This window comes from Haladaptatus salinisoli (assembly GCF_020614375.1).
Lineage (GTDB): Archaea > Halobacteriota > Halobacteria > Halobacteriales > Haladaptataceae > Haladaptatus > Haladaptatus salinisoli.
Genome location: NZ_CP085327.1, coordinates 1,500,654 through 1,513,590, shown reverse-complemented (window position 1 = coordinate 1,513,590; position 12,937 = coordinate 1,500,654). Strand labels below are relative to the sequence as shown.

The following is a 12,937-nucleotide window of genomic DNA, read 5'->3' as shown; positions in this document are numbered from 1 at the left end:
AAAACCATCCTGTCGGCCGATTCGGGAGAAAGAACGACATCGGGCATCGAACGGTTCAAACGCGGAAAAATCAAATATCTAAGTATGGTGGGAGAATCAGAGTCGCTCGTCAGGTACGTGCTTCGATCGCGGACGCGTACTACCGTCCTTATAGGGATCTCTAACGGACAGCGTTCAGTCAAAGCATTACTGGAGCACGAGAGTGCAAGCAAGTCCGCAGTGTACAACGCTCTCTCGAATCTAGAGAATCACGGGCTGGTTTACAATTCACAGTCGAAGCAATGGTACCTAACCGGATCCGGTTCACTCGTTGTTAACTTCCTCCATCGACAGCAAAGGCTGGAAAAGCTCATCGAGACGGATCAAACGTATTGGCAGTCACATGATGTTACCGCCCTCCCACATTCGTTTCAATTCGATCTCTCGGAACTGGTTCCGGGATCGATCATTCGAGCGACTGACACACAACCCTCGCGAGCGGTGCGCGAAGTTGAGGATCGTTTCGAAGCGACGACCTCTGCAGATGTTGTTGCACCGATCTACGACCAACGGCAGTGGAGCGCGCTGCTCGATAGGTGCGAGAGTTGTCGACTCATAATAGCAGAGGCTGTGCTTTCCGCTCTCCGGAATGACGGGGGTCCGATCTCCGGTTCTATCGAGGATCTCGACATACGAGTCGCCGACGTGTCGTTCGAATTGGCCGTAACTGACGACTGCTTGCTGCTCTCGCTTCCACTCCTCGACGGATCATACGATGTCCAGACCGTGTTCATCGCGAAGACAGAGCGGGCGCGTACTTGGGGAACGAAGCTGTTCGAACGGATTTGGGCGGATGCAGTACGTATCGACGACTCCCCGGAGTCGCTCGGAACGAACAGCGAGTTGAGGAGTTCTTGATGACTACGCATCGATCGACGAAAATCGTCCTGGCAGCCCTTGAAGTAGCGACCGAAGAAGGAACATTTCGTCTTCCTGATCTCGAAGACTGCCTGAACATTCCAGAAAATCCGCCATCGAATAGCATACTTCGGCAAGTACTCAACCAACTAAAAGAGAGTGGCTGGCTTGAACGCGATCAGCCAGAAGGGCAGATCTGGTATGCAGGTAATCAGTCAGACGAATTCACGAAATAGCGGGAACGATCGTAACCATCCTTACGGACCCACGATATTGTGCCGTAAGCCGCTTCAAGCGCGCGATTTGTAGCGGTTCGTCGTCTCTCTTTCTCGGTTTTGTTGCATCTGTATGAGCAACCGCGTATCCGTAACCTTCACTGCTTTCTTGGGACGTGGATCGCCCCATTTCCACGCGCTCTATCTCCCGAAATCGCGGCCGGTTTGGACTAATCCTAAAAGGAACAGTTAAACCATGGATCGATGTAAAATCTTCAACTCACCTTCTGTTCACACTATTTAGCAAAAGATAATACAAGTGGCATCTTAGCAATTTATGCATGACGACAAGCAATGACACTGTCACGGCGTACCTCGCGGAGAATCCCCGAATGCTTGGTGTCCTGTTCACCATCTGCCTCCTCCTCACACAAACAGGAAATGCTGCTGCAGCGCACGGTACGACGATCTCATAAGGATCGGACATCCGAAACATCGATTTCAGTTGACCAATAAAGATCGTCCCCAAGTAGTACAGGAAACGGTTCTAAACGTAAAAATTGAGAGAGGGTTTCTGTAGAGAGAGGGAATGGAGGGAGGTCTCCTCCCGATAAGAAATAGGTTTGAATCTCATCGATGTATGGCCAATAGTAAGAACCCACTCCTTGCTCCAGTGTTGGATAGGTAGTTAATTTAGTCATGAATCTACTCTCTTTTCCACCCGATCTGATTTCGCACATCATCGGGGTCCCACTTTCACTTTGGGTTATTTCCACACTCCCATCACCGACTATAACATACTGGTTTCCAACGATCTGTTGATTGCGTGCCAGCGTAAGTGCCGACCGAAGCGAAAACCCTCGATTAAGCAACCGGGCAATTAGTCGACCAACTGTAGTTGCGCTCTTGTTCCCGATGTGACTGTAAGTTACGACACCGCCAATACTTCCTGCGTCGATTAACCGCTTGCCTTGTTCGTAAGAGCGACATCCGTTTAACAGGAATGTATCGACTGCGACATCGCCCATCTTTCCGATGTTTAGGCCACCATCCTGACAAACGAATTTATCGTCTGATATGTGTCCGATATAATGGAGGAAATCGGTTTCAGTCGCAAATACAGCCTGTAGTTCCTCTACAGTCAGATTTCGGTGAACGTCGACGTTGAACTCTAATTCGTCGCGTTCGCCGTAGAGGCTATCACCGTCATCGTATTCAGAGCTCATATCCGAATCATTACAAACTACAGTAATTTTGATCCCTTCGGTAGAACCTCTCCTGCAGAGTTTATTCTCGAACGCTTTCTTAATGATTTTATTCACGCCGATAGGGTTCCCGGTTCCTAGCCAGGCTCGTTCTAGAGAGTCCGTCTCGGGAGGTGCTACGTAGGAATTAAACCTCTTGTTGGATTCCCCTCTGTGATCAGTCCCGGTACTTCGCACGAACCCGTTAACCGAGTCGGGTAACTCAAGTGTAGTAGCGTGGTTTCGTTTACTCTCGACCGTTCTAATAAGCGATAAGTTATTGACAAGGAATGGAAGCGATTCGATGTTCTGGACTTCCTCAGTCACAAACGTTGTTAAGGGCCAAGTGGGAAGATAATCCTGGATTGACTGGTACGGAACTTCGAGATACGCTTCGAGCTGCTCAGCGAGCGATTTCTCATACAATTCATCGAACGCCAAGTCAAGATGCTCCTCGATCGCTTGCCGCTCGTAAAGTTCAACTTGATAATACCCCTCAGTCCGCGTAATACAATCGAAAAAGAAAACCTGTCTAAGCACTCGCTCAACTTCGCTTTCAAAGTCCCCGGACGAACGGCGAAGGTCCCGACAAAAGCCGCGGTCTGTGAGTAGCCGAGGACGGGGACCAGGAACAACGTTTGCTCCAAGATAGTATGCAAGGGAACTCACTGGGTAGATCGTTTGTAATTTCGGCGGCACTTCGATACGGACACCGGACGCAGGTGCGGAGAGTTCGTCCGGAATCTGCATTTCATCACCGAGTGTGATCTGTGGAGGATGACCGCGAAGCGAAGGAAGTGAGCGCTCACAGCTCGTTGTCTTTAATGCTGAACCAAACGTGGAGATCGCTTTCATCACGTCGGACGGTTCTTTCGTCGTCGTTATCGTCATTCCCGGTCGTTCATGATATGAACGTGCCCCAATCTGGACTCGTGTCACTGCTCCAAAATCAAGCTCCACCCGATCTGTTGACGATGCAACCGTGAGTTCACTGGTGACACGGAGATACACTTTAATCGGTCCATTAAGTTCGATTAGATACTCGCGTTCTGGCAGCTCCTCGTAGGCAAACTCTTCCGTTTTAACGAGGACATCGCCCGACAGGTTTCGAACGAAGACGCCTACAACATATGGCAACTCGATGTTCTCTGTCGTTACTGATACGGCATTATCGACTGGAAAATAGAACCGGTTAGTATCAACGGGATCTGGATGTGGATTGGTGGATAATTGGAGTGGATACTGGCGCCGCTGAATCGGATCAATGATCGTAAGAGTTGCATCGCCAGAAGCATGGAACATCGGGTTCATACGTATCCCTCCCAGCGATTTTTTGCGGGTGCTCCCCAAAGGAGTTGGTTCACTGGAGGAGAGCTACCACTATGCGAATGCGAACTAACCCCTCGTTCGATTCCTATTATATCGGGAACCACTTTGTCGTGTGATCGGTATCGTGCAGGTGCAGTTGTTGTTCTAACCCGTTAAAACTCAACCGTAGTTCGATGACGATATCAAATTCGGATTTGACTGCTTGCACAGTGTCTGAATAGTATGTATCCGGGAGAAGATAGTGGCCGAGTCCATTCGCGTCTTCGACTGTTTTGGTGACTGTTGCAATGAATCGTCTGGCAGCATCGGTGTCCTCTTCTTCGAGAAGCAATCGAAGCGAGTCGAAACTGAATCGTAGCTCCCCTGGATCAAATCCATTCCACTGTACCTGTAGATCGACTATCTTCTCTTGAATTGCTGCTTGGAACTCCTCAAGGGTCCCAATCACGGATGAAACATTCGCCTGATGCGACTCATTAACGTACGATTGTGCGGCTGAACGTGTACCTGCACCTGCTTCGTACGTTAGGATATGGGCGTTCTCTGCTGGTGTCCCGATCTGCGAGAGCCGTCTTTGTGCGCCCTCGGCTGATTTTCCATACTGGGCAAAGAAAAGCGAGCGATTGAGTGAATGTTCACCCAGAAGGTGCACGCTCAGTTGGTCGAGAACATCCTCTGGCACGCTACCCGTGACCAGAATGTTGCCACCGGTCCGTCTCAAGCGGCCGAGTTCTGACTCAACTCGAACGTGTCCGTCCTCTTGAACGGTGATATAGTGACCTGCAAACGTAAATGATACTGTACTGGCCGTCGGTGGGGTCCCATCCTCCTGTGGTTGAAACACCGCTTCTAAGGCATCTGGATCCACGTTCGCATACAGCGGTTTGGGAACGTCTGTCGGGTCCACACCTGCTGCTTCGATCATATGTTGGATAATAGCGGAACCCAATGAGAGATCCTGTTGCGGGTTGTACTTGAATTCGAGTGGTGTGCTGACACCGCATATGAAGGGGACATCGTCCGATTCTTTCTCCACTCTCATAATCCTCTGTGTCAGTAGAGCCGAACAATCAAAAATCCACGGGATCGTTAGCAAAAAATACGGTTAAACGTATTCTAATGAGGTGAAGAGAATAACAACTCAAATCAACATAGCACCCCGCGTATCTTTTATTGAACTCAGAGGGCTAAAAACGAATCGATGGATTGCAACTATAACTTGTCTCATCACCTGTGAGTTCTTGATTTGAGCGCTATACTGTAATAGAAGGAGATATTATTTTCATATTTAAAACCATAGGTAAATGGTCAGGCGTACATGAATGGAAACGCGACAATTCATATTCACCCCCAGAGTAAGACAGCCAATGACAGACAAAGACGAAGGAGAGATTACTGACGAACTATGTCAACTGATGGAACCGATCGATTCTAAAGTCCTAGAGTCGAAGCCAAACGAAGTTTATAGCCTTCTCGCAAATGAACACCGACGGTATTTGATTCACTACCTGATTGAGCAGGACACTGCTGTTCCGCTTTCACGGATGGCAATGGAGCTTTTCAGTCGTGTGAAGAACCGACCATTCGACGAAGTTACTCCTGCCGAACAGGAACAAATGAGGATCAGTCTCGAACACGAACATCTACCTCGACTTTCAGAATTAGGGATTCTTTTATGGTCGTACGGTAAAGCGATGATCGATCCACTTCCCTCACGAGCGGGGTGAATGACCACAGACGAATGGGGTTCTACGGTATGAGATCTACTGATTCGCACAGAAAACGTGCGTTTTCCCTTGGAGTATGATGGATTGGGACTCTCGTCCATGACTCCAGTTACAAATCCGAGTGTAGCCAAACATGTACACTAGTTTACATTCTACCGTTCTCGAACGAAGATGTCTCGATAAAGAACTATTGTAGAGCCAATCCTGTTAATTAACATTTTGAGATCGACGTGATCGAAGAACTGATGGCCTCTGCGTGTCCGCATCACGTCCACCGCAGCTCGTTCTGCAAACACGTGGCCGCCGTCGAGAACGCGACTGACGAGAGAACGATCCACGGGGGAGTATTCGACACCACCTCTCCGTACTAGAAGGAAACGTTTCTATCAGTCGAAAATACAGCCAAAATAGATATACACTCATCAGGAGACCGGACTTTGGTCAGTATGACCCGAATAGAAGTCAAACAGGGGGTAGAACTGTTCGTTCAGGACTGGGGATCGGGTACTCCGTTCGTGTTTATTCACGGTTGGCCACTGAGTCGGAGGATGTTCGAATATCAGTACATCCGGCTTCCGAGGGAGGACATCCGGTGTATCGGTATCGATCTCCGTGGCTACGGACAATCGAGTAAACCGTGGAGCGAATACGACTTCGACGTGTTCGCTGACGATCTCAAGACGGTTCTCGACGAACTCGATGTCGAGGACGTCACGCTCGCGGGCTTTTCGATGGGTGGGGGAGTCGTCACCCGATATATGAGCCGCCATAACGAAGAACACGTGGCAAAACTGGCGCTGCTTGGCGCTGCGAGTCCCGTTCTGGCCGAAAAACCGGACTTTCCGGAAGGCGCTGATGAGGCTGTCTTCACGGACCTTGCCAAGGGATGCTACGAGGACCGGGCGAAGGTAAGCAGTGACTTCGCCGATTCGATGTTTCACTCCGCACCGAGTCCCGAGCTGAAAGATTGGCTCCAGAATATGAGCATGGAATCGTCGCCGCAGGCCATGGCCGATTCGATCGAAGCGGTCGGCGAGATGGATCTTCGTTCCGACCTCACGGACATCACCGTTCCGACGCTCATCTGTCACGGTGTCCACGATCAGGCCTGTCCGTTCGAACTGACGGCGGAAAAGCTCCACGACGGAATCGCAAACGCGGAGCTCGTTCCCTTCGAGGAGAGCGGTCATGCGCTCTTCTACGAAGAAAAAGAGAAACTCAACCGAGAGTTGATGGAGTTCAGTAAATAACTCCAAACGAACGGTGGTCTCGTCGAACCGGCCTCGTTTTTAACACCGACGTAAACCTACCAATCCGCCGAAAACGAGGGTGCGAGAGATACACCCTCTTTATCTTGCGGGCAGTTCCCGTCTGCTCCCGTAAATTTCGACGAGGCTACGCGCGAGTGGCGTGCGGCGTTGCCGCACCGCTCGCGGGTCGGTGTCCAAAAATCCGAGTTCGCGTTCGCCGGCGAGTTACGCGCCCGCCTCTTCCAAGACGCGCTCCAAGTCGTCGCGCTGCGTGACGCCGACGAAGCGTTCGACGACGCCCTCGTCGTCCTCGATGACGATGGTCGGGATGGAGCGCACTTGGTACTCGTTCGCAACGTCTTGGTGTTCGTCAACGTCCACCTTCTCGAACTCGACGCTGTCGCTCCAGTCTTCCTCCAAGTCCTCAAGGATCGGGTCTTGGGTCTTGCACGGTCCACACCAGTCCGCGTAGAAGTCGAGTAGCTTGACTGTCATGCGTTTCTTTCCTGAATTTCTGTCGCCGCGTGCATAAGGGTTTCTTACTCCGCTAGCTCTGCCGGCAGTGAGCAAGTCCGAAGGACTTGCGAGTTACGGTAGACGTCCATCTATCGACGGTGAGCAGTTTCTTCGAAACTGCGAACGACGTCGAATCCCGTTCGACGGTAGTGAGCGAAGTCGCCTGACGATGTTGCGAAAGGTTTACCCCCGACGCTCTCCGAATCGCAACTATGAGCAGTGGCCAGAACTCCGGCGGGCTGATGTCCAGCGCCGGACTCGTGCGATACTTCGACGCTGAAGACCGAAACACGATTCGTATCGACCCGAAGACGGTCGTCGCGTTCGGCGTCTTCTTCGGCGTCTTCATCATGGTGATGAACTTCCTCGCGCTATAACGAGTCCCTTTTCCCGGCGCTCTCCGTACCCCCGGTATGAGTCTCGACGCTGGCGTCATCGCCGTGCAGGGCGACGTGAGCGAGCACGCCGACGCGATTCGACGGGCCGCCGCCGCGCGCGGCGAAACCGCGGAAGTCACGGAGATTCGCCAGTCCGGCGTCGTTCCGGACTGCGACCTGCTCTGCATGCCCGGCGGCGAATCGACCGCCATCTCCCGTCTCCTTCAGTCGGAGGGCATCGCCCCGGAAATTCGGTCCCACGTCGCGGACGGAAAGCCCGTTCTCGCCACCTGCGCCGGTCTCATCGTCGCCGCCGCGGACGCGGGCGACGACCGCGTCGAGAACCTCGGACTCGCGGACGTGACGGTCCAGCGCAACGCCTTCGGGCGACAGAAGGACAGCTTCGAAGCCCCGCTCGACGTGACCGGTCTCGGAGATCCTTTCCCCGCCGTGTTCATCCGCGCGCCGCTCATCGACGACGTCGGCGGCGCGGAGGTGCTCGCGGAGTGGGACGGGCGGCCTGTCGCGGTTCGGGACGGCCCCGTGGTCGGAACCTCCTTTCATCCGGAGTTGACGCCCGACGACCGCATCCACGGACTCGCGTTCTTCGGCGACTAGCGGGGCGGCCGCCGGGGACGGGCGAGCGCGACGTGAACGTCGCATTCGCTCGTCGCCCCGATTTCGGCGACGTTCGCGTCCCGCTCGTCGCCCTACCAACGTACGTAGGTACAGAGTACTTGGTCGTGACACGCCACTATCCAATCGATGATCGAGCGGGAAACGAAAGTAGACAGGGGAGCACTGCTGGCCGACGAGGAACGCGACGTACCGGTCGCGCTGTTATGCGAGGTGTTCGGGAGTCAGCGTCGCCGACGCATCTGCTCCCGCCTCGACGGCGAATCGACGGCCATCGAGATAGGTGACCTCGCCCATCACATCGCTGCACTGGAAACCGGCACCGCCGCGGACGACGTACCGCCCGACGCGGTGGAGCGCGTCGAGATACTGCTCTACCACGTCGACCTTCCGAAGATGGCGGAGACAGGTTTCGTCACCTACGACCCCGAGTCGGGGCTCGTCGCCCCCGGAGACGACATCGAGTCGGCCGCGACCTACCTCGAACTCGTGAAGTACACGTTTTAATCCCGTTCGGATTCTTCTCCCGAACGAATGCGAGAGGCACACCCCATCGAGAGCGCGGTCGGGATGGAGTTCTACGTCAGCGACGCCGACGGCGTGGGCGGCCGACTCCGGGAGACGAGCGACGACTTCCGAGTGCGGGAGAGAGAACGATTCGACGCCGAACCGCTCGACGCCGACCCGGGTTCGTACCCGCACCTCGTCGTCCGGGCGACCCTCCGCGGGTGGGACACGAACGACTTCGCCCGCAGGCTCTCCGACGCGCTCGGCATCAGCCGCGAACGCGTTTCGTGGGCCGGAACGAAGGACAAGCGCGCGGTGACGACGCAGTTGTTCAGCCTTCGGAAGGTTTCGCCCGACGACCTCCCGGAAATCTCGGACGCCGACGTCGAACCCGTCGGACGGGCGGGGCGGGCGCTTCAGTTCGGCGACCTCGCGGGCAACGAGTTCGAGATAACCGTCTCGAACCCCGACCGTCCGGCGAACGCCGAGCGAATCGCGGACGAACTGCGGGCGTTCGCCGGCGGGCGGGACGCCGAACGCCTCGCGGTTCCCAACTTCTTCGGCCAGCAGCGGTTCGGCAGTCGGCGGCCGGTCACCCACGAGGTGGGTCTGCACGTCGTCCGCGGCGAGTGGGAGGAGGCGGTGATGGCCTACGTCGGCAATCCCTTCGAGACGGAACCGGAGGACACTCAACGAGCCCGTCGGAGGGTCGAGGAGGTCGCGCCGGATTGGAACGCCGCGCTCGACGCCCTGCCGGAGCGACTCGGGTTCGAGCGGGCGATGGTACACCGCCTCGCCGAAAGCGGCGGCGACCCCGGCCCGGAGGAGTTCCGGGCCGCGTTGGAAGCCCTGCCGACCAACCTCCAGCGACTGCTCGTGAACGCGGCCCAGTCGTTCGTCTTCAACCGAATCCTGAGCGAGCGACTCCGCCGGGGGCTTCCGTTCGACGGACCCGTCGCGGGCGACGTGGTCTGTTTCGCCGAGGCGGTCGACGGACTGGTCGTCCCGGATATCGACCGACGACAGCGCGTGACCGAGAAGCGCGTTCGCACCGTCGAGCGCCACTGCGAGCGCGGCCGGGCGTTCGTCACCGCGCCGCTGGTGGGCACCGAGACGGAACTCGCCGCGGGCGAACAGGGCGACATCGAGCGCGAGGTGCTCGCCGACCTCGACCTCGAACCCGCCGATTTCGACTCGCCCGGCGAGTTCCACTCGACCGGAACCCGGCGGGCGGTCCTCGTTCGCACCGATTTCGCGCTATCGCGCGACCCGCTCTCGTTCGAGTTCTCGCTCCCCTCGGGGTCGTACGCCACGGTCTTCCTGCGGGAGTTTCTGAAAGCCGACCCCCTCGACATGGGGTAGGATTTTCCGCCGTCTCCCGTACTCCGGCGGGAGAACGGGGACGACCGCGGAACTAGCTCCTCACTCCCTCGTCGGCATCGCGCGACCGAGGACGAACGCCGGCAGGCCGAACAGCGCGAGGAAGCCGAGGACGAACGCGGCGAACAGGACGGAGAAAAAGATGTCCAACGACGTCCCGACGCGGGTGAGCGGTCGCATCGCCGCGACGGCGACCGCGAGCACCGCCGGCGGGAGAACGACGGCCGCGCGACGGTATCTGGGGTCGGTCGCGGCGTAGCCGACGACCGACATCGAGAGCAACAGCAGGGTGCCGAACGCGGCGAACAGGAGGTCGGTCACGGCGTAGTAGTTCAGTTCGAGGAGTCGCGAGACGAGGGACGGGTCGGTGAGCGCGACGGTGACGGTCGTCACGACGAGACCGACCACCCACGCGAGTACCGCGGCGACGAACGCGCGCTTCAGGGTCGGACGGGCGTCGGAGGTGGCGAAGAGGGCGAGCGCGGCGTACGCGCCCCCCGCGAAGAGGACGCCGAGCGAGTATCGTCCGTCCCCCTGAACGGCCTGCGCGAAACCGAACAGCAGTCCGAGGACGCCCAGACCGCCGACGACCTTCGCCGCCAATTGGACCGTCGCCTCGTTCCGTTTCACGATTCGACCGCCGACCCGAACGAAGCCGACGAGCAGCGCGAACAGCGCCCCCGCTGGCAGGAGTACGTCGAAGAGCACGTTTCGAACCACGTCGTCGCCGAGCGCCTCGGCCACCGAGACGAAACTCCACGTCTCACCGACGACGCCGCCCGATTGGGCGAAGGTGACGAACGGGCCGTCTCCTCCGTCCCGATACTCGGTCAGCGTGAACTCGTTTCCGGCCACCGCCGCGCCGGTCGGTGCGCGCGTGACGACGGTTCCCGGCGGTCCCCGAACCGTCAGTTCGTCGGCACCCAACCCGGAAAATCTCTCGCCCCCTACCTCACGGAACCCGTCGAAGCGGAGGACGCCGCCGCGCGTTCGGGTGGCTTGCTCGTCGCTTCGATACCGGAGGACGACCGTGTCGTTTCCGACGATTCGGGCCGAGAGCAGGGTTTTCTCCCCGTACCCTTCGGCATCCTGGGCAATTTCGGCGAACGCGGTTTCGTTCTCGCGGAAGAACCGAACCGCGCGTTCGCTCGTCAATCGGTTTTTAACCGTCCAGACGGCGGTCTCGTTCCCGTAGACGCGAACCGTGGCGGTGCTGTGTTCGACGCCCGTCCCGGTCTGGTTCTCCGTTCCGTGCATCTCGCCGTACCACGTCGAAGCGTCGACGAATCCGGAGCCGCACGGTTCGCAGACGGGCCGCGGAGGAGGGGCGGCCACAGCGGGCGTCACGATGAGAACGACGAGCGCGAGGAGGGCGACCGTTCGGGGGCGCATGCTCGAAATCGTATGCTATCGGATAAGTTTCTTTCCCTCACAGAATCCGGAGCGGAACGTGGAGACTAAACGCCCCGCTCCGAAAGTGACGCCCATGGAGTGTCGGCAGTGCGCGTCCTCGCTCGAACGTCCCGGCGACTACTGTCTGGTCTGCCGGACGCGCAACGCCGACGCGGTGGTTCTCGACGTGGACCGCGACCACGCGACGATGACGATGCTGCTGGACGAGGACGTGGTGGGCGCGACCGACGTGCGGACGACGCCCGAGGGCGGGGAGCGGGAGGTCGTCGAACTCCGCAACTTCGCCGGGCGGGTCGCGGACGAAGTCCGGCGAAAGCGCCCGGAGGAGGTGTACGCGGCGGGCGACCGCGACGTGATTCGGGCGGTGCGCGCCCAACTGCACCACGATTTCTACCGGGTGGGCGACGAGCGCCCGGTGGAGGAGGTGCTCGAACGCCGAGACGAGCGGTCGCTGGAGGTCGTGGAGACCGCCCCGGGCGACAAACTCGGCGGCGCGCACACCACGCTCATCGGCAACCGGGACGGGATGCGCGCGATTCGGGAGGTCGCTCGCCACCCGCACGTCAAGAAGATAATCCCCGGACCCATCAGCGCGGGCGGGTCGAGTTCCTCGTCCGGCGTCCGGGCCAAGGCGACTCGCGCCGACGAGAACGGGAACGTCCGCCTCCTCCTGCGCGACGGGTCGAGCGTCCAGGAGAACCGCGTCGTCACCACGGCGATGGACCGCGAGCGCGGCGAGCGAGTGCGGGGCGACTTGAACGAGGTGCTCGCGGAGACGGGGTTCCGGTAGCCACAGCCCTTTTGGGCGTGGCTCTAATTACATGTAATTACATGACCTCACGCTACGACGCGGTGCTCGCGGCGATTCCGACGCTCTCGGGCGGTGGATTCGTGGCGGCGCAGTTCACGTCGCTTCCGGTAGCGATGCTCGGACTGGTCGGGGCGCTGCTCGTGGTCGGGTACGCGCTGGCGCGGCCGCCGCGCGACTGAACTCAAAGGGTTTATCAGTCCTCTCGGGTAATTTCTCGGTACTATGGCCGAAGACTCTAAATCACGAACCGGCAGCGCCGGACGGTTCGGAGCGCGATACGGTCGCGTCGCCCGGAAGCGCGTCTCCGAAATCGAGGCGGACAAGAACGAGAACCACACCTGTCCGGACTGCGGAAGCGACAGCGTCGACCGGCAGGGAACCGGCATCTGGGCGTGCGGCCGGTGCGGCTTCGAGTTCGCCGGCGGCACCTACCGCCCGCAGACGCCGGCCGGACGAACCGTCAAGCGCTCCATCCGCGCCGCCCTCGCCGACGAAGAATGAGTTACAAGTGCTCGCGCTGCAAGCGGGACGTCGAACTGGACGAGTACGGCGGCGTCCGCTGTCCGTACTGCGGACACCGCGTCCTGCTGAAAGAGCGAAGTCGCGACGTGAAGGAAGTCAACGTCCGGTAACGC

The 12,937-nt window shown here is 58.0% G+C and carries 17 protein-coding genes; 13 read left to right on the top strand and 4 right to left on the bottom strand.

The features are described 5' to 3' along the window. The first annotated feature begins 84 nt into the window (after positions 1-84). The 3 genes from LIX00_RS08325 to LIX00_RS26275 all read left to right on the top strand — a co-directional run bounded on the left by LIX00_RS08325 (position 85) and on the right by LIX00_RS26275 (position 1,588). Positions 85-897 carry a helix-turn-helix transcriptional regulator gene (locus LIX00_RS08325; RefSeq protein ID WP_227352733.1) on the top strand — a complete coding sequence of 271 codons (813 nt, stop codon included), beginning with the start codon at positions 85-87 and terminating at the stop codon, positions 895-897. After that, positions 897-1,133 carry a hypothetical protein gene (locus tag LIX00_RS08320; protein ID WP_227352732.1) on the top strand — a complete coding sequence of 79 codons (237 nt, stop codon included), beginning with the start codon at positions 897-899 and terminating at the stop codon, positions 1,131-1,133. Before LIX00_RS08325 ends, LIX00_RS08320 begins: the two co-directional genes overlap by 1 nt. Before the next feature lie 320 nt (positions 1,134-1,453). Next, complete coding sequence (locus LIX00_RS26275; RefSeq protein ID WP_438267037.1) at positions 1,454-1,588, top strand: DUF7503 family protein; 135 nt, start codon at positions 1,454-1,456, stop codon at positions 1,586-1,588. On the opposite strand, the gene LIX00_RS08315 is transcribed toward LIX00_RS26275, so the two are convergent. Beyond that, positions 1,583-3,667 (bottom strand): hypothetical protein, encoded by a 2,085-nt coding sequence (locus LIX00_RS08315; RefSeq protein WP_227352731.1) that lies wholly within the window; start codon positions 3,665-3,667, stop codon positions 1,583-1,585. The two genes, LIX00_RS26275 and LIX00_RS08315, sit on opposite strands and share 6 nt — an antisense overlap. Before the next feature lie 106 nt (positions 3,668-3,773). Continuing rightward, positions 3,774-4,721, bottom strand: a complete 948-nt coding sequence (locus tag LIX00_RS08310) for a DUF7504 family protein (RefSeq protein ID WP_227352730.1) — start codon at positions 4,719-4,721, stop codon at positions 3,774-3,776. A 331-nt stretch (positions 4,722-5,052) separates the two neighbouring features. Here LIX00_RS08310 and LIX00_RS08305 point away from each other — a divergent pair, with 331 nt between their 5' ends. Then, positions 5,053-5,412, top strand: a complete 360-nt coding sequence (locus tag LIX00_RS08305; protein ID WP_227352729.1) for a DUF7344 domain-containing protein — start codon at positions 5,053-5,055, stop codon at positions 5,410-5,412. A 446-nt stretch (positions 5,413-5,858) separates the two neighbouring features. Further along, positions 5,859-6,662, top strand: a complete 804-nt coding sequence (locus LIX00_RS08300; protein WP_227352728.1) for an alpha/beta fold hydrolase — start codon at positions 5,859-5,861, stop codon at positions 6,660-6,662. 225 nt (positions 6,663-6,887) lie between these two features. On the opposite strand, the gene trxA is transcribed toward LIX00_RS08300, so the two are convergent. Next, positions 6,888-7,157, bottom strand: coding sequence for a thioredoxin (trxA, locus tag LIX00_RS08295; RefSeq protein WP_227352727.1), 270 nt, complete (start codon positions 7,155-7,157; stop codon positions 6,888-6,890). Positions 7,158-7,390: 233 nt separating this feature from the next. Here trxA and LIX00_RS08290 point away from each other — a divergent pair, with 233 nt between their 5' ends. The 4 genes from LIX00_RS08290 to truD all read left to right on the top strand — a co-directional run bounded on the left by LIX00_RS08290 (position 7,391) and on the right by truD (position 10,060). Beyond that, complete coding sequence (locus LIX00_RS08290; RefSeq protein WP_227352726.1) at positions 7,391-7,555, top strand: preprotein translocase subunit Sec61beta; 165 nt, start codon at positions 7,391-7,393, stop codon at positions 7,553-7,555. 36 nt (positions 7,556-7,591) lie between these two features. Further along, entirely contained in the window at positions 7,592-8,173 is a 582-nt protein-coding gene (gene pdxT / locus LIX00_RS08285; protein WP_227352725.1) for a pyridoxal 5'-phosphate synthase glutaminase subunit PdxT, read from the top strand. 147 nt (positions 8,174-8,320) lie between these two features. Further along, positions 8,321-8,698, top strand: a complete 378-nt coding sequence (locus LIX00_RS08280) for a DUF7344 domain-containing protein (protein WP_227352724.1) — start codon at positions 8,321-8,323, stop codon at positions 8,696-8,698. 27 nt (positions 8,699-8,725) lie between these two features. Continuing rightward, the gene (truD, locus tag LIX00_RS08275; RefSeq protein ID WP_227352723.1) at positions 8,726-10,060 is read left to right on the top strand and encodes a tRNA pseudouridine(13) synthase TruD; all 1,335 of its coding nucleotides are present in this window, start codon (positions 8,726-8,728) and stop codon (positions 10,058-10,060) included. A 60-nt stretch (positions 10,061-10,120) separates the two neighbouring features. On the opposite strand, the gene LIX00_RS08270 is transcribed toward truD, so the two are convergent. Beyond that, positions 10,121-11,470 (bottom strand): hypothetical protein, encoded by a 1,350-nt coding sequence (locus LIX00_RS08270; RefSeq protein ID WP_227352722.1) that lies wholly within the window; start codon positions 11,468-11,470, stop codon positions 10,121-10,123. A gap of 94 nt (positions 11,471-11,564) precedes the next feature. On the opposite strand from LIX00_RS08270, the gene LIX00_RS08265 reads away from it, so the two are divergent. From LIX00_RS08265 to LIX00_RS08250, 4 genes are read left to right on the top strand one after another with little or no spacing between them, the layout of a single operon-like run. Next, positions 11,565-12,281, top strand: coding sequence for a DUF2103 domain-containing protein (locus LIX00_RS08265; protein ID WP_227355679.1), 717 nt, complete (start codon positions 11,565-11,567; stop codon positions 12,279-12,281). Between the two features lie 41 nt (positions 12,282-12,322). Further along, a complete protein-coding gene (locus LIX00_RS08260) occupies positions 12,323-12,481 on the top strand; it encodes a DUF8015 family protein (RefSeq protein ID WP_227352721.1) in 159 nt (52 codons plus the stop codon). A 43-nt stretch (positions 12,482-12,524) separates the two neighbouring features. Next, positions 12,525-12,803, top strand: a complete 279-nt coding sequence (locus LIX00_RS08255) for a 50S ribosomal protein L37ae (protein ID WP_227352720.1) — start codon at positions 12,525-12,527, stop codon at positions 12,801-12,803. Continuing rightward, positions 12,800-12,934, top strand: a complete 135-nt coding sequence (locus LIX00_RS08250; RefSeq protein WP_007979966.1) for a DNA-directed RNA polymerase subunit P — start codon at positions 12,800-12,802, stop codon at positions 12,932-12,934. The genes LIX00_RS08255 and LIX00_RS08250 overlap by 4 nt, the downstream gene beginning before the upstream one ends. Positions 12,935-12,937: the final 3 nt, after the last annotated feature.